Here is a 24142-nt window from a genome sequence, read left to right as displayed (position 1 = left end):
GATCTGACCCTTTGATCTGACCCTTTGATCTGACCCTTTGATCTGACCCTTTGATCTGACCCTTTGATCTGACCCTTTGATCTGACCCTTTGATCTGACCCTTTGATCTGACCCTTTGATCTGACCCCAGGGTCTGACCCCTGACTCTGGTTTCAGTCAGCGAGGGGCCTTCGGTGCGTCGCCGGCGGTCCGCTCACGCTCGCTGCGGTCGACCCAGTCGGCCGGCGGTGTGACCGGCAGACCCCGGGTTTCGGCGATCCAGCGCATGGCCGCCAGTTCGCCTTCGCCCGTCAACAGGTCGAAGTAGGTAACGATGGCCTCGGGATCGCCCTCGATGTCGGCGAGCACGGGTGTGATCGCTTCCGTCAGCCAGGCGGCCCCTCGACGGCGCTCGCGGGCCCAGGTCTTCTGCGCTTCGTCGCCCAACGCGCGCACCACGGACTCGCCGATGTACAGGTCGATGAGGGAATCGTCCTGCCCGACCATCTTCATGGCGATCGCCAGGCAATGCTGGCGCAGCTGGCCCTCGGCTTCCCGGCAGGGCTGGCTGAAGTAGTGGAAGGCGGGCAGGGCGACCGCCGCAGCCAGGCTCATCGCCTGGATGTCCGACAGCGGAAGCGCGGGGTTTTCCGCGTGTTCGGGCAGCATTTGTACCGGGGCGTGCCGCAGGCGATCGCGATAGGCATCCAGGTGACGCCAGATCTCCGGCTTGTACTCCGGGGCGACAGCGGCCAGTTCAGCGTGCCGGAAGAAGCGCTCGGCGTCGTTGCGCATCCAGGCGTAGGACATGCCCACGAGGTGGTAGTAAGCATTGTCGCCGGCCAGTTCGGCCAGGTGGTCCAGATTGCGGACGCAAGTCTCGGTATTGACGTTTTGGCCGTCACAGCCCAGGCGCTGGGCCAGGACGGCCGGGTCATGCCGGCTGGCGGCCTCGACACGGGCTTCCAGCCGGCGGCGGACCAGCTGCAGGCGCGCGGCCTGGGCCGCTTCGGTCGGCTCGGCGATGAAGCCACTATCCGGCCGCAGCATCTCGAGCAGCATCAGGTCGGAGATCGGCTCACCCTCGGCTTCTGCGGCGGCGAGGTAGTAGCGGGTCATGGCCTGCTGCCGGGCCGGATCGGTCGCCAGTGCTTCCTCCGCCATGACAGGCGCGGCCACGCCGCAGGCCAGCGCCAGCACCAGGGCTTTCACGACCTTTCTCATGCCAGTTCCTTCCTGCCTGGGTGACGCCCCGACCATGCCACACTCCCCCTTCCGCGCACTACCCGGCTTCCATCACTCGCCAGATATTGGGGTCAGAACAAAGGGTCAGAACAAAGGGTCAGGTGTTGGCGGGTCAGCGGAGGACGGCAGTCCAGGCGGGGAGGCTGAGCAGAGAAAGGAGGATGCCGTAGCCGACCAGGGCCGCGGCGAGGCGTGGCGCCAGGCGGTGGGAGATGGCCAGCGCGGCGGCGGTGACCATCGGCGGCATCGCCGACTCCAGCACCACCGCGTCGCGCATCGTGCCCTGCACGCCGAGCAGCCACACCAGGCCCCAGGCCACCAGCGGCAACAGCAACAGCTTGGACACCAGGCCGGCCGCCAGTGGCTTGAGCTCGTCCAGCGGCAGCCGCAGCTGCAGGCCGAGGCCGATGGCCAGCACCACCAGCGGCAGCAGGGCGTCGGCCAGACGCTGCAGTCCGCCGGCGATCCAGGCCGGCGGATCCGACGGCATCAGCGTCAGGCCGAACACCATGGCCAGGAAGGGCGGGAAGGTGACGATGCGCCGCGCCATGTCGCGCCAGCCCGGCTCGTGGTCGCCGCCGTAGCGCGCCAGCACGTACAGGCCGAAGGTGGACAGGATCAGGAAGGCGCCGAACTGGTCGTAGACCACCGCGTACGGCAACGCCTCCTCGCCCAGCAGTGCCCGCACCAGCGGATAGCCGAGAAAGCTGGTGTTGCCCAGGGCCAGGCAGAGCAGCAGCACCGCCCCTTCGTCACGACGCAGGTGCAGCCAACGCACCAGCAGGGCCACCAGTGGCACCACCACGGCCAGCAACAGCCAGGGCACGGCGGCCACCGCCAGCAGGGCCGGCTCCAGCCGCAGCCGTGGCGCGTATAGCAGCACCGCCGCCGGCAGGCAAACGTAGAGCACCACCAGATTGAGCACTTCGCCGGCGTTCTCCGGCAGCAAGTGCAGGCGCCGGAACAACAGGCCAAGGGCCAGCATGGCGAAGATCAGGGCGAAGGCGTCCAAGGCCATGGCTGGTGGCATTCCCGTGCGTCTCCGTGTTGCCCGTCAGTGCCGGATGTCGGCATGCCGCCGGGGGCGATGCCGGCGCCGCGACCGCGACCGCGCTATCTTCCCGCACTGGCATGCCCGGAGCCACGTCCATGCGCCACCTGCCCGCCCTGCTCGCCCTCGCCACCAGTCTCGCCGGAGCCCCCGCCATGTGCGCCGACCGCATCACCGGCCAGCCCTTCGCCACGCGCTCGGAAGTGATCGCGCCCGAGGCCATGGCCGCCACCTCGCACCCGCTGGCCACCCAGATCGCCCTGGACACCATGCGCCGCGGCGGCAGCGCCATGGACGCCGCCATCGCCGCCAATGCCGCCCTCGGCCTGATGGAGCCGACCGGCAACGGAATCGGCGGCGACCTGTTCGCCATCGTCTGGGACCCGAAGACGAAGAAGCTGTACGGCTACAACGGCTCCGGCCGCTCGCCGCGCGCGCTCACCCTGGAGTGGTTCCAGGAAAACGGCTACACCGAAATTCCGCCGCACGGCCCGCTGCCCGTCACCGTGCCCGGCACGGTGGATGCCTGGTTCGCCCTGCATGGCCGCTTCGGCCGCCTGCCGATGCGCGAGGTGCTGCAACCGAGCATCGACTATGCCCGCAAGGGCCACCCGGTGCACGAGACCATTGCCCACTACTGGGGTCGCAGCGTGCCGGTGCTGTCGAAGTGGCCCGGTTTCGCCGAACAGTTCACCATCAACGGCCGCGCGCCGCGCAAGGGCGAGCTCTGGCGCAATCCCAACCTGGCCAACACCCTGGAAACCATCGGCCGCGAGGGCCGTGACGCCTTCTACAAGGGCGAGGTCGCCCGCCGCATTGACGCCTACTTCCGCCAGAACGGCGGCTTCCTGCGTTACGAGGACCTGGCCACGCACCAGGGCGAGTGGGTCGAGCCGGTCGGCACCGGCTACCGTGGCGTCGAGGTCTGGGAACTGCCGCCCAACGGCCAGGGCATTGCCGCCCTGCAGATGCTCAACATCCTCGAGGGTTACGACTTCTCGAGGATTCCCTTCGGCAGCGCCGAGCACGTGCACCTGTTCGTCGAGGCCAAGAAGCTGGCCTTCGCCGACCGCGCCCGCTGGTATGCCGATCCGGATTTCTTCCCCGAGGACGACCGCAAGGCCGCGCAGGCGCTGGTGCAGCGGCTGATCTCCAAGGACTACGCCGCCGGGCGCCGCGCCCTGATCGCCCCCGATCGCGCCGCCCGCGCCGTGGACGCCGGCGCCGTGCTCAACCAGGGCGACACCATCTACCTGACCACCGCCGACAAGGACGGCATGATGGTTTCGCTGATCCAGTCCAACTACCGCGGCATGGGCAGCGGCATGGCCCCGCCCGGCCTGGGCTTCATCTTCCAGGACCGCGGCGAGCAGTTCGTGCTCAAGCCCGGCCATCCCAACAGTTATGCGCCCGGCAAGCGCCCATTCCACACCATCATCCCCGCCTTCATCACCAGGGATGGCAAGCCATGGGTCAGCTTCGGCGTGATGGGCGGCGCCATGCAGCCGCAGGGCCATGTGCAGATCGTGATGAACCTGGTGGACTTCGGCATGAACCTGCAGGAAGCCGGCGACGCCCCGCGCATCCACCACGACGGCAGCACCGACCCGGCCGGCCAGCTGGTGGAGATGCGTGACGGCGGCGTGCTCAACCTGGAAACCGGCTTCCCCTACGAGACCATCCGCGAGCTGATGCGCCGCGGCCACCGCATCCAGTTCGCCGACGGCCCCTACGGCGGCTACCAGGCCATCGCCCGTGACCACGAAAACGGCGTCTATGTCGGCGCCAGCGAGAGCCGCAAGGACGGGCAGGCGGCCGGCTATTGAAGCGGGAAAGCGCGGCGACGAAGGCGGGCGGGCAGCGGGCCATTGAAGCGATTGCGCCCGGCGATGCGTGCCGGGCCGGCGAAACCCCGGGGCAGGGCTCAGCAAACCGCGCCACCGCTCAGCGGAACGTCTCCTCGACGTAACGCCGCAGGCGTTCGAAGGCCGTCGTCACGTCGGCGGCGTGCGGCAATACCTGCTCCCATTGCCCCGCCTTGGCGGCCTGCTCCAGGGCCAGGGCGGCTTCGGCCAAAGGCAGGGCGCCGACCAGCTTTGCCGCGCCCTTGAGCTTGTGCGCCTGGCTGGCCAGACGGGCCAGGTCGCCGCTGGCCTGGGCCGCCCGCAGTTCTTTCAGATCGGTTTCGGTGGCGGCGAGATAGTCGTCCAGCACGGCGCGGATTTCGACCGGATCGCCGCCGGTCAAGGGTTCCAGCACGGCCGCATCCAGCGGCTGCGGTTCGCTGCTCACCTGCGGCAGCGGCGACGCCGCCTTCATGTCGCCGGCCAGCGGCACGGTGTGCGGCAGCCAGCGGCGCAGGGCCGCCACCAGCTCCGGAATCGAAACCGGCTTGGCCAGGTATTCGTCCATGCCGGCGGCCAGGCAGCGCTCGGCTTCACCCTTGAGTGCGGCGGCGGTGAGTGCGATCACCGGCGTGCGTGGCTTGCCGGTGCGCGCTTCCTCATCGCGGATGGCGCGCACCATCTCGTAGCCGTCCATGCGCGGCATGTGCACGTCCGACAGCACCAGGCCGTAGCGGCCGCTGCGCCAGGCTTCCAGGCCACGCAAGCCGTCTTCGGCCGTTTCGCTGGCGTAACCGGCCAGTTGCAGCTGCCGCCCGACCACCAGGCGATTGGTCGGATGATCGTCCACGATCAGCACCAGGCTGCGTTCCTGCACGGCCTCTTCGACGCTGGGCAGCGGGCGGGCCAGGAAGCCTTCGCTCGGGTCCGGCGCGGCCTCGGGCTCCAGCTCGGACTCGTCGCCACGCGGCAGCACCAGCTCCAGGCGCAGGGTGGTGCCGGCGCCCGGGGTGCTCTCCATCGTCACCTCGCCGCCCATCAGCTCGGCCAGGCGCCGCGAGATGACCAGGCCCAGGCCGGTGCCGCCAAAGCGGCGGGTAATGCTGCCCTCGGCCTGCTGGAAGGGCTGGAACAGCCTGGCCTGCTGTTCGGGCGTGACGCCGATACCGGTGTCGGTGACCCGGAAACACAGCCGGTCACCATCGCCTTCGCGGCCACGCCATTCCAGCGCCGCCTCGACGAAGCCCTTCTCGGTGAACTTGATGGCGTTGGAGAGAAAGTTCGACAGGATCTGCCGCAGCCGAAGACCATCGGCAACGTGCGCCGGGCCGACCCGATCGTCCACGCTGCAAGCAAGCATCAGGCCCTTGCTCGAGGCCGAGCCGCCGAAGTTGGCCACGGTCGAACGCAGCAACCGCGGCAGCGATACGGTGGTGGGCGCCAGCTCCAGCCGCCCGGCCTCCACCTTCGAGAAATCGAGGATGTCGCCGATGATCTGCAACAGCGAGCGCGCCGACTGCTGGATCACCTGGATGATGCGCCGCTGTTCGTCGTCGAGCTCGGTATGGGCCAGGATCTCCAGCATGCCGGTGACGCCGATCATCGGCGTGCGGATCTCGTGGCTCATGGCGGCGACGAAATTGCTCTTGGCCTCGCTGGCCTCGCGGGCCTTGGCCTCGCTGGCGCGCAGGCGCTGCTCCAGCTGCTTGATCTGGGTAAGGTCGGTGCCGGCGGCCAGATAGCCGACCGGCTTGCCGGCGCCGCTGCGCAGGGCCGACAGGGCCAGCAACACCGGCACCCGGCTGCCGTCCTTGCGCAGGAAATGCCATTCAAGCGGCGGCGATGCCCGTTCGATCAAGGCCGGCAGCAGCTCCGACCCCGGCGTCGCCGGCCTGCCGGCGGCGGCCAGGTCGTCAGCCACGCGCTGCAGCTCCTCCGCCGGCAGCAGCATTTCCATGCCGCGCCGACCGATCACGTCCTCGGCGCGCCAGCCGGTCAGGCGTTCGGCCTGCGGATTGAAGCTGGTGACCCGCCCTTCCAGGTCGGTGGAGAAGATCGCCACCCGTGCCGCCGCGAACAGCGACCGCTGAAACATTTCGCGCTCGGCCAGGGCGGCGCGCACCTGTTCGTTGCGGGTCAGTTGCTCGTTGAGCTCGGCCTCGAACCTGCGTACGTCGTCGCGCATCGCAAGAAAGGCATCGAGCACCTCGCCAAGTTCGCCTGCCGGGCGGTATCGCGGCGAGGCGCCGTAGTCGTGCCGGCGCATCTGCTGCGCCAGCGCGGTCAGGCTTTCCACGCCCTTGTAGATGTTGCGCAGCAGGCGCGTGCCCACCACCGCCACCACCGCCAGGGTGAACAGGCTGAACAGGAAACGGGTCCAGGCGGTGCGCTCGGCCCGCCGCTCCTGGGCACGCACCCGCCGCTCGGCCTGGATCATCTCCAGGTCACCCAAATGCTTCATCCGGGTGGTGACCGGATCGATGGCGGGGTACAGCTCGGTGTCGGCAAAGCGCCCCAGCGCCACGATGTCTTTCTGCAGCAGGATGCCGCGCAGCGTTTCGGCGGCGGTGTCGGCGCGCACCCGTGCCCGCGCAACCTGATCGAACAGCACCCGCTGCTCCTCGGTCAGGGGCATCTTCTCAAGCGCCCGCCAATGCTCCTGGATGCGCAGGCGGGCGTTGTCCACCACCTGCACGCCCTCTTCCCAGCTGATCAGGCCGTTACGGACCCGGAAAGTGGTGTCCACGATGTCCATGCCGTAGGCGTCGGACACCGCCTTGGTACGACGCAGGGTCGCCAGCGATTCGTCCTTGAGCTCGACCAGGGTACGCAGGTTGCTGCGCCGCTCCAGTTCGTCCAGCAGCAACACGCCAGCGCCGGTCAGCAGCAGCAGGCCGAACAGGCCCAGCAGTTGCACCCGGATGCCGAAGGTGGGGCCAGGGCGCGCCACCGCCGACAGCCTCAGGGATGCGCCTGGCGCCAGCGCTGGATGGCGTCGTGCAGTTGTTCGCCGGGCACCGGCGCCGCGATCAGGTAGCCCTGGGCGACATCGCAGCCGAGCTGGGCCAGCAACTGCCATTCTTCTTCCGTCTCCACCCCCTCGGCCACCACGTCCAGACCCAGCTTGCGCGCCAGATCCAGGCTGGTTTCGATCATGGCCCGCTTGCGCGGCTGGACGGTGGCGCCGCTGACGAAACCGCGATCGATCTTCAGCTCCGTGAACGGGATCTGCGACAGCTGCGACAGCGAGGAGTAGCCGGTGCCGAAATCGTCCACGCTCAGGCCGAAGCCCTTGAGCCGCAGCCGCGCCAGCATGCCCAGGCCGCGGGCGGTGTCGCTCATCACCGAGCTTTCGGTGATCTCCAGCACCACCTGGTCGGGTTTCAGGCCGTGCTCGCGCAGGATGTCCTCGTAGCGGTCGGCCACTTCCGGACCGGTCAGGTTGTGCCCGGACACGTTCACCGACACCTTCAGGGACAGGCCCCGGGCCGCCCAGCGCTTGGACCAGGCGCAGGCCTGCACCAGCATGAGGCTGGTCAGTTCGTCGGCCAGGCCGCCGGCCTCCATCACCGGCACGAACACGGTCGGCGGCACCATGCGGCCGTCGGCCAGGCGCCAGCGGGCCAGGGCCTCGACGCCGACGATCTTGCCGTTGTGGAACTCGGCCTGCGGCTGGAACCAGGCCTGGATATCGCCGCGCGACAGCGCCAGGCGGGCGTCCTCCAGCGACACCTGCACGTCCAGGGCGGCCGCGGCCGTGGCCGGGTCCATGTCGTACAGGGACAACACGGTGGTCAACTTGCCGGGCGTGAGCGGTTTTTCGATGCAACCCAGCACCTTCAGGCCGGAAGCCTTGGCCATCACCTGAACCGTGTGCAGCAAGGCGGGTTCCATGGCGCTGACCACGGCGATGGAATGGGCCAGTCGCTCCTCGGCGACGATGCCGATGAACTCGACGCCGTCCATGCCGGGCATGTCCAGGTCCACCAGGATGACGTCGGGCGGGGTTTCGAGCCGGCGCAGCACCTCCAGGGCCTGGAAGCCGTCGGCGGCCTCGTGCAGGTTCGCCACCCCCAGGTCCGCGAGCAGGCGCAGCCCCAGCCGGCGCTGGAAGCCGTGGTCCTCGACCAACATGACGCGGAGGTCGGACAAACCCATCTGTCGCCAGTCCCCTGTGGCGGAGGCTGCACTGTAAACCGGTCGGCGGCGGCTGGAAAACCGCCCGGCCGCCCTGTCCGGTCGGCAAGGGCGAGAACGCCGGCGGGCCGCCGATCCGGCCAGGGCGTGCCGGGGCCGATGAAGACGGGCCTGTATAATTCGGCGTCTTTGCCCACGCCCGGAATTCCCATGTCCAGCCCCGCTCCGACCCCCGCCGCCGCCCCGGTCGACCGCGAGTACACGCTCGAACACAAGTACACGCGGGAAACGGGCCGGATCTACCTTTCCGGCGTGCAGGCCCTGGTGCGCCTGCCGCTGATGCAGCAGATGCGCGACCGGGCCGCCGGGCTGAACACCGCCGGCTTCATCTCCGGTTACCGCGGTTCGCCGCTGGGCGGCTTCGACCTGGAATTGTGGCGGGCCCGCAAGCACCTGAAGGCATCGAACATCGAGTTCACCCCCGGCCTGAACGAGGACCTGGGCGCGACCATGGTCTGGGGCAGCCAGCAGACCAACCTCTTCCCCGGCGCCAAGGTGGATGGCGTGTTCGCCATGTGGTACGGCAAGGGCCCGGGCGTGGACCGCTGCGGCGACGTCTTCAAGCACGGCAACGCCGCCGGCACCTCGCGCTTCGGCGGCGTGCTGGCCCTGGCCGCCGACGACCACGCCTGCCGCAGCTCGACCCTGCCGCACGGCTCCGAGGGCGAGTTCGAGAGCGCAATGATGCCGGTGCTCAACCCGGCCGGCGTGCAGGACATCCTGGACATGGGCCTGCTGGGCTGGGCCATGAGCCGCTACACCGGCCGCTGGATCGGCTTCAAGACGATCGCCGAAACCGTGGAGTCCTCGGCCTCGGTGAACGTCAACCCGCACCAGCTCGACATCGTCCTGCCCACCGACCTCGAACTGCCGCCGGGCGGCCTGAACATCCGCTGGCCGGATCCGCCGCTGGACCAGGAGATGCGCCTGCACCAGTACGCGGTGAAGGCAGCGCAGGCCTTCGCCCGCGCCAACCGCATCGACAAGGTGGTCATTGATTCGCCGAAGGCGCGCCTGGGTATCGTCACCACCGGCAAGAGCTACCTGGACGTGCTGCAGGCCCTGGAATACCTGGGTATCGACCGCAGGGTGGCCGAGGACATCGGCATCCGCGTCTACAAGGTCGGCATGACCTGGCCGCTGGAACCGCTGGGCATCCGCGAGTTCGCCCGCGGCCTGGAGGACATCATCGTCGTCGAGGAGAAGCGCAGCTTCGTCGAGCGGCAGATGAAGGAATACATGTACAACTGGGAGCACGGCAAGCGCCCCAGCATCGTCGGCAAGTACGACGAGGACGGCAACTGGGTGCTGCCAAGCACCAACGAGCTGACCCCGGCCCGCATCGCCCGTGTCATCGCCAGCCGCGTGCAGCGCTTTTTCCGCTCCGAGGCCATGGACGACCGCCTGAAGTGGATCGCCGCCAAGGAAAAAGAGCTTGCCCTGCCGCGGGCCAACTTCCCGCGCGTGCCGCACTACTGTTCGGGCTGCCCGCACAACACCTCGACCGTGGTGCCGGAGGGCTCGCGCGCGCTCGGCGGCATTGGCTGCCACTACATGGTCACCTGGATGGACCGCCGCACCGACACTTTCACCCACATGGGCGGCGAAGGCGTCACCTGGGCCGGCCAGGCGCCCTTCACCGAGGAGAAGCACGTCTTCCAGAACCTCGGCGACGGCACCTACTTCCACTCCGGCTCGCTGGCCATCCGCCAGTCCATCGCCGCCGGCGTCAACATCACCTACAAGATCCTCTACAACGACGCCGTCGCCATGACCGGCGGCCAGCCGGTGGACGGCACCCTGACCGTGCCCGACATCGCCCACCAGGTGCGCAGCGAGGGCGTGAAGACCATCGTCGTGCTCAGCGACGACATCGAGAAGTGGTCGGACAAGTCCATCTTCCCGGCCGGCGTCGAGTTCCACGACCGCAAGGAACTCGACGCGGTGCAGAGGCGCCTGCGCGAGACTCCTGGCACCACCGTGCTGATCTACGACCAGACCTGCGCCGCCGAGAAGCGCCGCCGGCGCAAGCGCGGCAAGATGCCGGACCCGGCCAAGCGCATCGCCATCAACTCGCTGGTCTGCGAGGGCTGCGGCGATTGCGGCCTGAAGTCCAACTGCGTCAGCGTGCTGCCAAAGGAAACCGAGTACGGCCGCAAGCGCGAGATCGACCAGAGCAACTGCAACAAGGACTTCAGCTGCGTGCAGGGCTTCTGCCCCAGCTTCGTCACCATCAAGGGCGGCGGCCTGCGCAAGCGCAAGGGGGTGGACGCGTCCGAGCGCCTGGCGCGGCTGCCGCAGCCGCAGTTCCGCTCCGATCTCGAGCGGCCCTGGAACATCCTGATCACCGGCGTCGGCGGCACCGGCGTGGTGACCATCGGCGCCCTGCTGGGCATGGCCGCGCACCTGGAGAACAAGGGCGCCAGCGTGCTCGACCAGACCGGCCTGGCACAGAAGGGCGGCGCGGTGACCACGCACGTGCGCATCGCCCGCTCGCCGGCCGACATCCACGCCGTGCGCATCGCCGCCGGCGAGGCCGACCTGGTGCTGGGCTGTGACATGGTCGTCGTGAACGACTACTGGTCGCTGTCGAAGATCCGCGCCGACCGCACCGAGGTGGTGCTGAACGACTACCAGGCCATGCCCGGCCCCTTCACCCGCCTGCCGGACATGCAGTTCCCGGCAGCCGGCATCGTCGAGGCGGTGCGCACCGCCCTGGGCGGCCGCCAGCCGCTGCAGGTGCCGGCCACCGAGATCGCCACCGCCCTGCTGGGTGACGCCATCGCCACCAACCTGTTCATGCTGGGCGTGGCCTGGCAGCGCGGTCTGGTGCCGGTGAGCTTCGAGGCCCTGATCCGCGCCATCGAGCTCAACGGCGCCGCGGTGGAGATGAACAAGCAGGCCTTCGCCTGGGGCCGCCTGGCCGCCGTGGATCCGCAGGCGGTGCTCGAAGCCGCCGGCCTGGCGGAGCAGCCGGTCGCCACCGGCCCGGCCGATCCGCTGGACGACGAACACATCAGCGAGTCGCTGGACCGGATGATCGAGCGCCGCGCCGCCTTCCTCACCGACTACCAGGACAAGGCCTATGCCGGCCGCTACCTGGCCCTGGTGGACAAGGTGCGCCAGGCCGAGGCGCGCAAGCTGCCGGGCTCGACCAGGCTGACCGAGGCGGTGGCCCGCTACTACTTCAAGCTGATGGCCTACAAGGACGAGTACGAGGTGGCGCGCCTGTACACCTCGGGCCAGTTCCGCAAGCGCATCGAGCAGCAGTTCGAGGGCGACTACCGCATCCACTTCAACCTGGCGCCGCCGCTGTTCTCCAGGCGCGACGCCGAGGGCCGGCTGATCAAGAAGGAGTACGGCCCCTGGGTGTTCACCCTGTTCAGGCTGCTGGCGAAGATGAAGGGCCTGCGCGGCACCGCCTTCGACATCTTCGGCCGCACGGAGGAGCGGCGGATGGAGCGGCGGCTGATCGCCGACTACGCACAGGTGATCGAAGAGCTGCTGGCGGGCCTGGATGCCGGCAATGCCGACCTGGCCGCCGAGATCGCCTCGGTGCCGGAGCACATCCGCGGCTACGGTCACGTCAAGGAAGCGCACCTGACCAGGGCCAAGGCCCGCGAGGCCGAACTGCTGGCGCGCTGGCGCAACCCGCAGGCGGCGCGCGACGCCGCCTGAGGACGCCGGCACTCAGCCGACCGCTTCGCCCTGCTGGTGCCTGAGGATCAGCTCGGCCAGCCAGGGCTCGCCCTTCTGGGTCAGCTCCAGCGGCGTCATCTCCCAGCCGGTCAGGACCATGGCCTCGGCGATGCTGAAATCCAGCTGCGCCTTGGTGAACTTGCGCTCGCCGGCGGCCACGGCCTCCAGCACGGCGCGACCGGGGATGGGCGCGTCCATCTCGGCGGCCTTGGCGGCTTCGGCCGCTGCCGGGTCGGATCCGCCATGGTTGGCCAGCCATTCGATGCGGCGCAGGGCATCGGACTGCGGATCGTTGCTGCCGGCCACGTCCGGGGCGGCGGCGGCCAGGGACTTGTGCAGGGTCTTGAGCTGTCCGGCCGTCTTCATCTGCTGCAGCTTGGCGGCATCGCGGGAATGTTCGGCGGCCTCGACGTCATGCAGCAGGCGTTCGCGTTCGGCCAGCAGGGCCGTCATCGCCTGCTCGATGGCTTCGAGGCGGACCAGCCAGGCGCCGGCCTGGGGCGGGGAGGCCGCCACCATGGCGTCGCGGAGGGCCTTGATCTGGGCGCGGGGGTCGCTCATGGCCTGGCGATTATAGGCTTTCGCCCGCGGGGTCGGAGCAGCGGCCACGCCCCGGACGGGGCGGTGGCCGGCGCCGGCCAGGGGTCCTGGCAGGGCAGGATCGGAGTCGGCCGGGTCCGAGCCGGGACGGTGACGCCGGCGCCCCGCCGGGAGGCCGTCAGCGGCCGGGGCCGACGTCTATGAAGCGGAGGAACTCGGCTCGGGTGCGGGCGTCCTCGCGGAAGCTGCCCAGCATCTTCGAGGTGACCATGCCGACCCCACGCTTGTGGATGCCGCGGGTGGTCATGCATTCGTGGGCACCCTCGACCACCACGCCGACGCCGCGCGGCTGCAGCACATCCTGGATGCAGCGGGCGATCTGCGCGGTCATCTTCTCCTGTACCTGGAAACGGCGGGCGTAGGCCTCCACCACCCGGGCCAGCTTGCTGATGCCCACCACCTTGCCGTCAGGCAGGTAACCGATGTGCACCTTGCCGATGATCGGCGCCATGTGGTGCTCGCAGTGCGACTCGAACTCGATGTCGCGCAGCACGATCATTTCGTCGTAACCCGCCACCTCCTCGAAGGTGCGCGCCAGGTAGTCGTGCGGATCCTCGCGGTAGCCGCGGAACCAGTCGCCGTAGGCCTCGACCACCCGCCGCGGCGTGTCCAGCAGGCCCTCGCGATCGGGGTCCTCGCCGGCCCAGCGCAGCAGGGTGCGCACGGCCTCCTCGGCCTCGGCCTGGCTGACGGTCTTCTCCTTCCGGCTCATCGTCACAGCCTCCCGGTTCGGGGTGGCCAGTGTAGCCGGCCCCGGCTCAGCGCGGCCGGCTGGCCCGCTCCGACACCCACAGCGCCAGGCCCACGATCAGCATGGACAGGGCGAAGGGCGCGCCCGGGAATTCGAAGCCCAGGCTGCCGTCGATCGAGGCCGCGAACACCTGGCTGAACACTACCGGCGCGACGATACCCGCCAGGCTGGCCAGGCTCATGAAGGCGCCCTGCAGCCGTCCCTGCACGTCCGGCCCCAGGCGACGGGTGGCCAGGGCCTGCAGCGAGGGATTGGCCAGGCCCCAGAACGCCATCACCGGAATGCCGGCCAGGAACCAGGCGCCGCTGGGCGCGATGCTGTACAGCGCGAACCCGCCCAGACCGGCGGCCTGGCCCAGCAGCAGCGCCCTGCGCTCGCCGATGGCGGCGACGATGCGGCCGATCAGCCCGGCCTGGACGATGGCCGTGCAGACGCCCACCGCCGCCAGCACATAGCCGACCTCGCGGATGCCCCAGCCGTAGGCGTGGTCGGCGAACAACACGAACACGCTGGGAAACACGTAGTGCGCCAGCGCCCCCAGGAGGACCACGGTCGCCAGGCCCAGCACCTGCGGATAGCGGCGCAGCAGCGCCAGTGCGCCCAGGGGATTGGCATGGCGCCAGTCCACCCGGGCGCTGCGCCGCTCCGGCGGCAGCGATTCCGGCAGCACGAGCAGGCCGTAGCCGAAGTTGCCCAGGGCCAGGCCCGCCGCCACCCAGAACGGCAGGCGCAGGTCGATGTCGCCCAGCAGGCCGCCCGCCACCGGACCGACGATGAAGCCCAGGCCGAAAGCCGAGCCAAGCAGGCCGTAGGCGCGCGCGCGCCGCTCCGGCGGCACCACGTCGGCGATGTAGGCGTTGGCGATGGAGTAGCTGGCGGCGGTGGCACCGGAAATCAGCCGGCCGATGAACAGCAGCGGCAGCGACTGCGCCACCGCCATCAGGATGAAGTCCAGGCCCAGGCCCAGGCAGGACAGCAGGATCACCGGCCGCCGCCCGAAGCGGTCCGACAGCGCGCCCTGGATCGGCGCGCAGGCGAACTGCACCGCCGCGAACACCATGCCGAACACCCCGACCCAGCGCGCGGCGGTGGCGGTATCACCGCCGACGAACTGCTCGATCAGGTGCGGCAGGACGGGGATGATCAGGCCGAAGGCCAGGATGTCCAGCAGCACCACGATGAACACGAACACCATCGCGGCGTTGCGCATGCGTCACTCCACGCGGCAGAACACCGCCTTCAGGTAGCGGCTTTCGGGCACATGCGCCAGGAAGGGATGGTCGGCGCCGGCGCCGGCCACCTTGAACACCTGCACGGTCCGGCCGGCGTAGAAGGCCGCCCGCCGCAGCATGTCCAGGAACTGCTCCTCGCTGACCAGGCCGGTGCAGGAGCAGGTGAGGAAGACGCCGCCGGGCTTCACCACCGACAGCGCCAGCCTGTTCATGTCCAGGTACTTCTTCAGGGCCGGAATGACCTGCTCGCGGTCGCGGGTCATCTTGGCCGGGTCCAGCACCACTACGTCCCATTGCTGGCCGCGCTGCTGCGCCTCGCGCAGCCATGGGAAGAGGTCGGCCTGGACGAAGCGCACCCTGGCGTCGTTCAGGCGCGCGTTCTGCTGCGCCACCTCGAGGATGCCCTCGTCCAGGTCGAGGCCGGTGACCTCGTCGGCGCCGCCGCGGGCCCTGGCGTAGATGGCGAAGCCGCCGGAGTTGCAGCAGATGTCCAGCACCTTCGCGCCGGCACAGAAGCGCGAGAGGTACTCGCGGTTCTCGCGCTGGTCGGCGAAAAAGCCGGTCTTGTGGCCGCTGCCCGGGCTGGCGCGGAACTTCAGCCCATGCTCTCTGATGACGCTGGGTTCGGGCGCCGCCGGCGCGCGGAAGTCGAAACTCTCCTGCTTCTGCACGTGCTCCTCGGCGAAGCTGTAGAAGCGGCATCCCGGGAATGCCTCCGCCAGCGCGGCGTAGATCCATTCGCGGTGGCGGAAGGCGCCGGCCGAGAAGAACTCCACCACCAGCAGGTCGCCGTAACGGTCCACCACCAGGCCGGAGAGGCCATCCCCCTCGGAATGCACGACGCGCCAGGCGTCGGAAACCGCGTCCAGCCGCAGCATGTCCCGGCGCAGCGCCACGGCGGCGCGGATGCGGCGGCGGAAGAAGGCCTCGTCCAGCGCTTCGTCCGGATCGTCGGTCAGCACGCGCAGGGCGATGCGCGAGTGGCCGTTGTAGAAGCCGCGGCCGACCCATTGGCCGCTGGCGTCGAGGATGTCGACCAGACTGCCGGGGCGTGGCTTGGCAACCGGCTTCTCGACCATCTTCTGGAAGATCCAGGGATGGTTGGAGCGGCGCTCGATCTTGAGCCGGATCACCGGCAGGGCGGGGGTTTCCATCGCCGCATTCTACCGGCGCGGCGGCCGGCACGGGCTCAGCCCGGCGGCGGCGGCGCCGCTTCGACGCGATCGCCGCCGGCGCGTTTGGCGGCGTACATGGCTTCGTCGGCGCGCTTGATCAGGGCCTCCAGGTCGAGCTCGCCGCGGCCGGCCTCGGCCACGCCCATGGATACCGGGGTCGGCAGCTCGATGCCGCGGAACACCAGCAGATCGCGGGTCAGGGCCTCGTGCAGGCGTTCGGCTACCCGGCGGGCGCCGGCCAGGTCGGTATTGGGCAGCAGGGCCACGAATTCGTCGCCGCCCATCCGGCACAGCAGGTCCTCGCCACGCAACACCTGCCGGGCCCGCTCCGCCAGGTGCCGCAGCATGCGGTCGCCGGCCTCGTGACCAAGGCTGTCGTTGACCGGCTTGAACTGGTCCAGGTCCAGCAGCAGCGCACTGACCACGCGGCCATGCCGGCGGGCCTCCGCCAGCATGCGGGTTCCGGCTTCCAGCAGCACCGCACGCGCCATCACGCCGGTCAGCGGATCCACCGAGGCCAGCTGGCGCAGGGCGTTGTAGGCCTTCTCGGTGTGCATCAGCACGAACCCCAGGCTGAGGAAGGTGACGCCGAGGGAGGCGTAGACGAATACCGCCAGGTCGGCGGCGGCGGCCTGCAGCAGGCTGCCTTGGGCCTGTGGCTCGCCGGCGTGCACGCCCATCCGCCACAGCAGCAGGGCCACGCCCAGCCAGGCGTAGACGCCGGTGAACCGGGCGGCGCCGAAACCTTCGCGGCGGAACGGCCGGCGCAGCGCCCAGCCGATTCCCCCCAGGGTCAGGACGCCGACCGCGCACACCACCAGCACCCGCGCCGAGTAATGCGGCCAAATGGCCGAAAGCAGCCACAGCATGACCGTGGCGGCCAGCACGATCGCCCACCAGGCGCCGGCCCGTTCGGGCAGCTCCCGGAACCCGCGCACCGCCCGGCACATCTCGGCGTAACCGAGCAGCAGCAGGCCGTTGCCCAGGGCGATGGAAGCCGCGTCCGGTGCCAGGTCGCGCATCGCCAGCAGGGTCCAGGCGACCAGCTGCAACAGCAGGGCCACCGTCCAGATGCGCAAATGCCTGCGCCGCTCGGCCGGGAAGGCCCGGCCGGCGTGGGTCAGCAGCAGGACGGTGACCACGCCCAGCAGCACCGCCAGCACCAAGATCGTCCGGACATCCAGCATGCTGCCTCCCGTTCGCCCGCCAGGCCCAGTCCGGGCGGGCGCCGCGAGGGGGGCTTTGACAGCCTCCTCACGGCCCATGGCAGACTGTACAGCGTAGAAGGGGAGTAGCTCCCGCTGCCGTGATCGTCATCACGGGCCGGTTCGACCGGCCCCGGTCCGGCAGGCAGGTTCCGGCCTGCGAGCGAGACCTTCGCCCGCGTCAGGCGAAGGCCGTTCCGTCCCGGAACCCGGCCCGGCGCGGTCGATCGTCACCGCACCGGAGCCCTCATGGAAACCATCGGAACCCCGCTGTTGTGGGTCGTCTTCACCGCCCTGGTCCTGGCCGCGCTGGCCGTGGACCTGCTGGTCCTGCGCCAGAACGGTCCACACAAGGTCAGCACCCGCGAAGCCCTGGTCTGGTCCCTGGCCTGGGTCGCCCTGGCCATGGCCTTCAACGCCGGCCTGTGGTGGTACCTGCGCGGCCAGGCGCCGGCGGAGGAGGCCGAACGCATCGCCCTGGAGTTTCTCACCGGCTACCTGGTGGAGAAGGCGCTGGCGGTGGACAACATCTTCGTCTTCCTGATGCTGTTCACCTATTTCGCGGTGCCGCCGCAATCGCAGCAGCGGGTGTTGATCCTGGGCGTGCTCGGCGCGATCGTGCTGCGCGCGATCATGATCTTCATCGGCGCGGCGCTGATCGCCCGCTTCCACTGGATCCTGTATTTCTTCGGCGCTTTCCTGCTGTTCACCGGCGTAAAGATGCTCTGGGCCGCCGGCCAGGAGCCGGACATGGACAAGAACCCGGTGTTGCGCTGGATCACCGGCCACCTGCCGCTGATCCGCCGCTATCACGGCGAGGCGCTGTGGATCGGTCAGGGCAGCCGGCGCAAGTACACGCCGCTGTTCATCGTGCTGGTGATGATCGCGGTCACCGATGTCATTTTCGCCGTGGACTCGATCCCGGCCATCTTCGCCATCACCACCGACCCGTTCATCGTGCTGACCTCGAACGTGTTCGCGGTGCTGGGCCTGCGCGCGCTGTATTTCCTGCTGGCCGGCGCCGCCGAGAAGTTCCACCTGCTGGCCTACGGCCTGGCCCTGGTGCTGGTATTCATCGGCGCCAAGATGCTGCTGGTGGACGTCTACAAGATTCCGATCACGGTCTCACTGGGCGTGGTGGCCGCGACCATCGCCACCGCCATGGCCCTGAGCCTGTGGATCCGGCCCAGGACCGAGCAGGCGGGCCGGCCGGGCCTCTGAGCCCTTGCGCCCGCCGCCGACGCCCCCACGATGGCCGGCATGGACCCGGAACAGCGGCAGTACGCCGAGGCGGTGCGGCAAAGGTTACGGCGCGGGTTGCTGGCCACCATGGCCTTCGTCGCCGCGCTGGGCGCCATCCATTTCTCCGGCCCCTGGCCGGGCGCGCTGGTACCGCAGTCGCCGGCCGGCCTGATCGGGGTCCTGACCGCGCCCCTGCTGCACGGCTCGCCCGGGCACTGGCTGGGCAATGGCGTGGCCTTGCTGTTGCTGGCGCCGCTGGTCCATACCGTGTACCCGCGCGCCACACTGCGGGCGCTGCCGCTGATCTGGCTGGGCTCGGGCCTGGGCACCTGGTTCATCGCCGCCGGCGATGCGCCGCATATCGGCGCCAGCGGCCTCACCCACGGCCTGGGGTTCCTGCTGTTCGCCCTGGGCCTGCTACGGCGCGACCGCACCGCCATCGCCGCCGGCCTGATCGCCTTCTTCTTCTACGGCGGCATGCTGCTGACGGTGCTGCCGCGCGAGCCCGGCGTCTCCTGGGAATACCATCTGTGCGGCGCCGCCATGGGCGTGCTGGCGGCCCTGCGCTGGCGCCGGCTGGATCCGCCGCCACCGCGGCAGCGCTACAGCTGGGAGTCGGAAGACCCTGAGGGCGATGCCGGGCGCGCGAAGATCGAGGACCCGCTGGAACCGCCGCCGCCCCGGGAGGTGCCCGTCCTCTGGCAGCGGCCGGAGGAACCGCGCGGGCAGGTCCTGCCTTTCCGCCCGCGCCGGCGCGAAACGGATGACGGCGATGTCTGAGGCCGGGGCTGTCCGCTCGCCAGCGGCCACCCCGTTTGCCCGGCCATGAGCCCGGACTGGCAGTTCGACATCCCTTCGGCCTTGCTGGTCGGCGCGCTGCTGACCCTGCTGATCGGCCTGGTGCTGATGGCGGTGGCCCGGTCCGTTCCGGACGCCGTGCGGCCCGCCGTGCGTTGGTGGGTGGTCGCCACCCTGGTACAGCCGGCCGGCTTCGTCCTGATCACCCTGCGCGGCGGCGCGCCCGCCTGGGCCACGGTGGTGCTGGCCAATGCGCTGATCGCCTTCGCCTTCGTCGCCTATGCCCTGGCCCTGCATCGCTTTTTCGGCAGTCGGGCCCGACCCGCCCCGCTGCTGGCGCCATGGCTGGTCGTCGTGGCCGGCTCCGTCTGGTGGGGCTTGCTCGTCCCGGACCTGACCGCCCGGCTGGTGGTGGTGTCGCTGGCGATGGCCGCGATCCTCGCCTACGGCGCCCGGACCCTCTACCGTCATGCCCACCGACGCGACCGCCTGCATCACGTGGTCGGCCTGTCCTTCGCCGCGGCCGGCGGCATCCTGGCCTACCGCGCCGGCGTTCTGCTGGTGGACCCGGCCCGGGTCACCGGTGTCTTCACGCTAAACCACGTGCAGATCCTGACCTATGCGGTCGGCGGCATCCTGCCGGTGGTCGCCACGGTCGGCTTCCTGCTGATGGGCAACGAGCGCAGCGCGCGCGAGCTCGAGCGGGCCGCGCGGGTGGACTACCTGACCGACTGCTACAACCGCCGTGCCATCGAGGAACTCGGCGCGCGGATGATGGCGGCGGCACGCCGGCACGGCATGTCGCTGGCGGTGCTGGTCATAGACCTGGACCACTTCAAGCGCATCAACGACGAGCTCGGCCACGCCGCCGGCGACGAGGCCCTGGTGCGTTCCGTCGAGCGGATCCGCGACTGCCTGCGGGCGGACGACCTGCTGGGCCGCCTGGGCGGCGAGGAGTTCGTGGTGCTGATGCCCAACACCGATTCGGCCAGCGCGGTGGCGGCGGCCGAGCGCATCCGCGAGAACTTCAATGCCTTGCCGCTGGTGCTGGGAGACGTCTTGCGGCCGGTGACGCTGTCGATCGGGGTGGCGGTGCTGGCGCCGGCCGATCGCCTGTTCTCGCAACTGCTGCAACGCGGCGACCGGGCCATGTACGCGGCCAAGAACGCTGGCCGGAACCTGGTGATCGCCGATCCGATGAGCGGATGGGTGGACACGCGGCCCTAGGCCGGCGCTGTCTCACAGATGGCTCAGGGGCAGTCCGCGCGGCGGCTTGACCGTCCTGAGCACGAAGCTGGTGTTCACGTCGGCGACGCCGCTGGCGTTGAGCAGGCGGTCGAGCAGGAAGCGGGAAAAATGCTCCAGGTCCTGCACCACCACGTACAGCAGGTAGTCCATGTCGCCGGTGAGGGCGTGGCAGGCCACCACCTCGTCCCAGCGGTTCACCCGCTCGGCGAAGGCGGCCACCAGGTCGGGCTCGTGCCGTTCCAGCTGCACGCGCACGAAGGCCTGCAGGCCCAGGCCGAGCCTGGCCGGATCCAGCACCGCGGTGTAGCCGGCCAGCACGCCCGCCTGTTCCAGCCGTTGCACCCGGCGCAGGCAGGCCGAGGGCGAAAGCCGGACCCGTTCGGCCAGCTCGGCATTGCTCAGGCGGCCTTCGCGCTGCAGCTCGGCCAGCAGGGCCAGGTCGGTACGGTCGAGGCGCGTATTGTCCATTATTGATCGCTGATGCTGCTTTTCGCGCAATGATGTTGCGCTCATTCAGGGTAATCATGCAAGCATGCAAGGCAATTGCGTCTCCCCGGCGCTAGACTTGTTCCCATACGGAAGCCCGGAGGCCGCCATGAACCAGCCGCGCCGCGTCGAACACCAGCTCACCGACAAGGGCTATGTGCCGGTCTACACCACCGCCGTGGTCGAACAGCCCTGGTCCAGCTACAGCCGCACCGACCACGAGGTCTGGGCCACCCTGTTCGCGCGCCAGCAACAGGTGCTGGTGGGCCGGGCCAGCGAGGAGTTCCTGCGCCAGCAACGGGCCATGGGCATGTCGGCCGACCGCATTCCGAAGTTCGACGAGCTCAATCCGTTGCTGCGCAAGGCCACCGGCTGGGAGCTGATCGGCGTCGAGGGCCTGCTGCCGGAACTGACCTTCTTCGAACACCTGGCCAACCGCCGCTTCCCGGTCACCTGGTGGATCCGCAAGCCCGAGCAGCTGGACTACCTGAGCGAGCCCGACCTGTTCCACGACCTGTTCGGTCACGTTCCCTTGCTGATGAACCCGGTATTCGCCGACTACATGGCCGCCTACGGCCGTGGCGGCGTCAAGGCGCACGGCATCGGTCCCGACGCGCTGGTGAACCTGACCCGGCTGTACTGGTACACCGTGGAGTTCGGCCTGATCCGCGAAGCCGGCGGCCTGCGCATCTATGGCAGCGGCATCGTCAGCTCCAAGGGCGAGTCCATCCACTGCCTGGAAAGCGAGGCGCCCAACCGCATAGGTTTCGACCTCGAGCGGATCATGCGCACGCGCTACCGGATCGATACCTACCAGAAGACCTATTTCGTCATAGACAGCTACGAGCAGCTGATGGAGGCGACTGCGCCGGACTTCACGCCGATCTACGCGAAGCTGGCGCAGCTCGACAGTTTTCCCGCCGGCTCGGTGCAGCCCGGCGATGCGGTGATCCATCGCGGCACCGGCGAGGGCTGGCTGGACGACGGCGACGTCTGATCCGCTCCGGCTGCAATCCCGCTCGGGAGAGGCGCGCGGCGGAAAGGGTATAGAGTGGCCGCTCGCCGGGTATCGAACCCTGGGAGGTGCCGTCATGGGCGAAATCCCTGCCGTTTCCGGACCTGACTTCGGGCTGGGGGTTGCCCTGGCCGACATCCCCGACGATGGCGTTCTCGCCGGCCACGTGGAGGGCACGCCGGTGTTGCTGGCACGCCTGGCCGACGGCCTGCATGCGGTGTCCGGGAGCTGCAGCCACTACGGCGCGCCGCTGTCCGAGGGCCTGCGGGTGGGCGAGGAGATCCGCTGTCCCTGGCACCATGCCTGCTTCAGTCTGCGCAGCGGCCAGGCGCTGAAGGCGCCGGCCTTCGCCTCGCTGGACCGCTGGCAGGTGCAGACGGTGGCCGGCCGCGTTTTCGTCAGGGAACACGCGCCGGCGCCGGCCGCCGGACCGGCATTCTCCGCCGCCGACCGGAAGCCCCGTCGCATCGTCCTGGTCGGCGGCGGCGCGGCCGCCTTTGCCGCTGCCGAGCGGCTGCGCGCCCTGGGTTTCGACGGGGCGCTGGACCTGCTCAGCGCCGACGACTCGCCGCCCTGCGACCGGCCCAACCTGTCCAAGGACTACCTGGCCGGCACCGCGCCGGAGGACTGGATTCCGCTGCGCCCGCCGTCGTTCTACGCCGAGCGGGACATCCGCCTGCATCTGGACTGTGAAGTGGCCGCGCTCGACCCGGCGCGGCGACGCGTCAGCACCCGCGCCGGCCGGGATTTCGCCTACGACGCCCTGCTGTTGGCCCCCGGCGCCGAGCCCAGGCGCCTGCCCCTGCCCGGCTTCGATCGTCCCGAGGTGCACGTGCTGCGCTCGCTGGCCGACGCCCGCGCGCTGATCGCGGCGGCCTCCGGCGCCCGCCGGATCGCCCTGGTCGGTGCCGGCTTCATCGGCCTGGAGGCCGCCGCCGCGCTGCGCACGCGAGGCCTGGGCGTGCATGTGATCGCGCCGGAGACGCTGCCGCTGGCCGGCCTGCTGGGTGAGGACCTGGCCCGGCATTTGCTCGACCTGCACGGGCAGCAGGGCGTGACCTTCCACCTGGACTGCCGGCCGACCGGTTTCGACGGTCGCTGGCTCGGGCTGTCCGACGGCAGGCGGCTGGAAGTGGACCTGGTCCTGCTGGGCGTCGGCGTCAACCCTCGCACCGCCCTGGCCCAGGCCGCCGGGTTGGCCGTGGACGACGGCATCCTGGTCGACGCGCGCCTGCGCACGTCCGCCGCCGGGGTGTTCGCGGCCGGCGACGTCGCCCGTTATCCGCATGCCGGCGGCACGGCGCGGGTCGAACACTGGGTGCACGCGCAGCGCCAGGGCCAGGTCGCCGCCGCGAACATGCTGGGCGGCGAACAGGCCTTCGATGACCCGCCCTTCTTCTGGACCCACCACTACGGCACGGATCTGCGCTATCTGGGCCATGGCAAGGGCTGGACCGAAGCGGTGATGGATGGCTCGCCCGCGTCCGACCGCTGTCTGGTCCGCTACCTTCGCGACGGCAGGCTGCTGGCGGCGGCGGCGATCGGCCGCGACCGCGAGCTGCTGGCCATCGAAGCGGAGCTGCGTCGGCCGGCCTGAGCGGTGCGGCTGGCCGGGCAATCGCGGCAACGGGCCCGGCGCCGGCGAGACTCAGCGCGCCGGCCGCGGCGGCAGGTACTTGCGGCTGAGCCAGGCGCCGGCAGCCAGGGCCACGCCGATCGGCAGGATCCAGGCGGCGGTGCGCAGCATCTGCGGGTCCAGCATCGGCAACAGGCGCGGCAGGCCGATGCCGAGAAAGGCGACATGGGTGGCGATACCGTTGCCCAGCATGGCCTCCAGATGCTCCTTCAACCACCAGCGCGGATCGGTCGGCGGGCGCCTGACGAAGCGCCTGGCCTGCACGAACACGACGATGCCGATCAGCCCGAACAGCACGATCACCCACTGCATCTGCCGGGCATGGAACAGGCCGAGCCACACCACCGCCAGGCCGGCCAACAGGCAGGCCCAGGCCAGGCCGCGATAGACCGGGCCGGTGTAGCGGACCCAGTCGCGCTTGTCGCGGACGGCGCGCCAGCTCGCCCACAGCGCGGTGGCGGTCAGGATCAGCAGATAGGCCAGAAAGCCGCCGATCACCGGCGCCCTCGGCAGGATGATCGCCACCATCGGCACGGCGCCGGCCAGCAGGGCCGCCATCGCCGGCAGGTAGATCCTGCCGGCCAGCCGGTGCACGCGACTGCCCTTGCGGCTCAGGCCGGCGGTCCAGAAGCTGAGCAGGGCTACGCTGCCGAGCGCCACATGGATGAGGACGAGGGTCTGGTAGAGCAGGCTGGTCATGGCGATCCTCCCGGTTCGCCGCCACGATGCTCCGACAGCG

18 protein-coding genes are annotated in these 24142 nt (G+C 70.0%); 7 read left to right on the top strand and 11 right to left on the bottom strand.

The annotated features are described in order from the left end of the window. Positions 1 to 156 precede the first annotated feature (156 nt). Positions 157 to 1203 carry a hypothetical protein gene (locus tag F0415_RS11325; protein ID WP_149861332.1) on the bottom strand — a complete coding sequence of 349 codons (1047 nt, stop codon included), beginning with the start codon at positions 1201 to 1203 and terminating at the stop codon, positions 157 to 159. Between the two features lie 133 nt (positions 1204 to 1336). Then, a complete protein-coding gene (locus F0415_RS11320) occupies positions 1337 to 2242 on the bottom strand; it encodes an AEC family transporter (RefSeq protein WP_149861331.1) in 906 nt (301 codons plus the stop codon). Positions 2243 to 2373: 131 nt separating this feature from the next. On the opposite strand from F0415_RS11320, the gene ggt reads away from it, so the two are divergent. After that, positions 2374 to 4101, top strand: coding sequence for a gamma-glutamyltransferase (ggt, locus tag F0415_RS11315; RefSeq protein WP_149861330.1), 1728 nt, complete (start codon positions 2374 to 2376; stop codon positions 4099 to 4101). A 118-nt stretch (positions 4102 to 4219) separates the two neighbouring features. Here ggt and F0415_RS11310 read toward each other — a convergent pair whose 3' ends face one another. Beyond that, the gene (locus F0415_RS11310) at positions 4220 to 7069 is read right to left on the bottom strand and encodes an ATP-binding protein (RefSeq protein WP_149861329.1); all 2850 of its coding nucleotides are present in this window, start codon (positions 7067 to 7069) and stop codon (positions 4220 to 4222) included. An 11-nt stretch (positions 7070 to 7080) separates the two neighbouring features. Then, on the bottom strand, positions 7081 to 8277 hold the full coding sequence (locus tag F0415_RS11305) for an EAL domain-containing response regulator (RefSeq protein WP_149861328.1): 1197 nt from the start codon (positions 8275 to 8277) through the stop codon (positions 7081 to 7083). 189 nt (positions 8278 to 8466) lie between these two features. On the opposite strand from F0415_RS11305, the gene F0415_RS11300 reads away from it, so the two are divergent. After that, complete coding sequence (locus tag F0415_RS11300) at positions 8467 to 11994, top strand: indolepyruvate ferredoxin oxidoreductase family protein (RefSeq protein ID WP_149861327.1); 3528 nt, start codon at positions 8467 to 8469, stop codon at positions 11992 to 11994. A 12-nt stretch (positions 11995 to 12006) separates the two neighbouring features. On the opposite strand, the gene F0415_RS11295 is transcribed toward F0415_RS11300, so the two are convergent. From F0415_RS11295 to F0415_RS11275, 5 genes are all read right to left on the bottom strand, one after another. Then, positions 12007 to 12576 (bottom strand): hypothetical protein, encoded by a 570-nt coding sequence (locus F0415_RS11295; protein WP_149861326.1) that lies wholly within the window; start codon positions 12574 to 12576, stop codon positions 12007 to 12009. Between the two features lie 157 nt (positions 12577 to 12733). Next, a complete protein-coding gene (gene folE / locus F0415_RS11290) occupies positions 12734 to 13327 on the bottom strand; it encodes a GTP cyclohydrolase I FolE (RefSeq protein WP_149861325.1) in 594 nt (197 codons plus the stop codon). A 46-nt stretch (positions 13328 to 13373) separates the two neighbouring features. After that, on the bottom strand, positions 13374 to 14576 hold the full coding sequence (locus tag F0415_RS11285; protein WP_149861324.1) for a TCR/Tet family MFS transporter: 1203 nt from the start codon (positions 14574 to 14576) through the stop codon (positions 13374 to 13376). Positions 14577 to 14579: 3 nt separating this feature from the next. Beyond that, on the bottom strand, positions 14580 to 15752 hold the full coding sequence (locus F0415_RS11280; protein ID WP_149861323.1) for a class I SAM-dependent rRNA methyltransferase: 1173 nt from the start codon (positions 15750 to 15752) through the stop codon (positions 14580 to 14582). 35 nt (positions 15753 to 15787) lie between these two features. Continuing rightward, positions 15788 to 16960, bottom strand: a complete 1173-nt coding sequence (locus F0415_RS11275) for a GGDEF domain-containing protein (RefSeq protein WP_149861322.1) — start codon at positions 16958 to 16960, stop codon at positions 15788 to 15790. 267 nt (positions 16961 to 17227) lie between these two features. On the opposite strand from F0415_RS11275, the gene F0415_RS11270 reads away from it, so the two are divergent. Genes F0415_RS11270 through F0415_RS12795 form a run of 3 tightly spaced genes read left to right on the top strand, consistent with a single transcriptional unit; the run spans position 17228 to position 20245 of the window. Next, positions 17228 to 18199 (top strand): TerC family protein, encoded by a 972-nt coding sequence (locus F0415_RS11270; protein ID WP_149861321.1) that lies wholly within the window; start codon positions 17228 to 17230, stop codon positions 18197 to 18199. Positions 18200 to 18238: 39 nt separating this feature from the next. Then, positions 18239 to 19000 (top strand): rhomboid family intramembrane serine protease, encoded by a 762-nt coding sequence (locus F0415_RS11265; RefSeq protein ID WP_246149947.1) that lies wholly within the window; start codon positions 18239 to 18241, stop codon positions 18998 to 19000. Between the two features lie 45 nt (positions 19001 to 19045). Continuing rightward, entirely contained in the window at positions 19046 to 20245 is a 1200-nt protein-coding gene (locus tag F0415_RS12795) for a GGDEF domain-containing protein (RefSeq protein WP_149861319.1), read from the top strand. Positions 20246 to 20257: 12 nt separating this feature from the next. On the opposite strand, the gene F0415_RS11255 is transcribed toward F0415_RS12795, so the two are convergent. Continuing rightward, positions 20258 to 20734, bottom strand: coding sequence for an Lrp/AsnC family transcriptional regulator (locus F0415_RS11255; protein ID WP_149861318.1), 477 nt, complete (start codon positions 20732 to 20734; stop codon positions 20258 to 20260). A 127-nt stretch (positions 20735 to 20861) separates the two neighbouring features. Here F0415_RS11255 and phhA point away from each other — a divergent pair, with 127 nt between their 5' ends. Next, positions 20862 to 21749: a phenylalanine 4-monooxygenase gene (gene phhA, locus F0415_RS11250; protein ID WP_149861317.1), complete on the top strand. Its 888-nt coding sequence runs from the start codon at positions 20862 to 20864 to the stop codon at positions 21747 to 21749. 94 nt (positions 21750 to 21843) lie between these two features. Beyond that, on the top strand, positions 21844 to 23364 hold the full coding sequence (locus F0415_RS11245; protein WP_149861316.1) for an FAD-dependent oxidoreductase: 1521 nt from the start codon (positions 21844 to 21846) through the stop codon (positions 23362 to 23364). A 51-nt stretch (positions 23365 to 23415) separates the two neighbouring features. Here the strand turns inward: F0415_RS11245 and F0415_RS11240 are convergent, their stop codons facing one another. Next, positions 23416 to 24102, bottom strand: a complete 687-nt coding sequence (locus tag F0415_RS11240; protein ID WP_149861315.1) for a DUF2306 domain-containing protein — start codon at positions 24100 to 24102, stop codon at positions 23416 to 23418. Positions 24103 to 24142: the final 40 nt, after the last annotated feature.

The sequence above is a fragment of the Arenimonas fontis genome (assembly GCF_008386465.1).
Lineage (GTDB): Bacteria > Pseudomonadota > Gammaproteobacteria > Xanthomonadales > Xanthomonadaceae > Arenimonas > Arenimonas fontis.
Note: the sequence above shows the minus strand (reverse complement) of the source record. Positions and strands in the feature narration are given on the sequence as shown.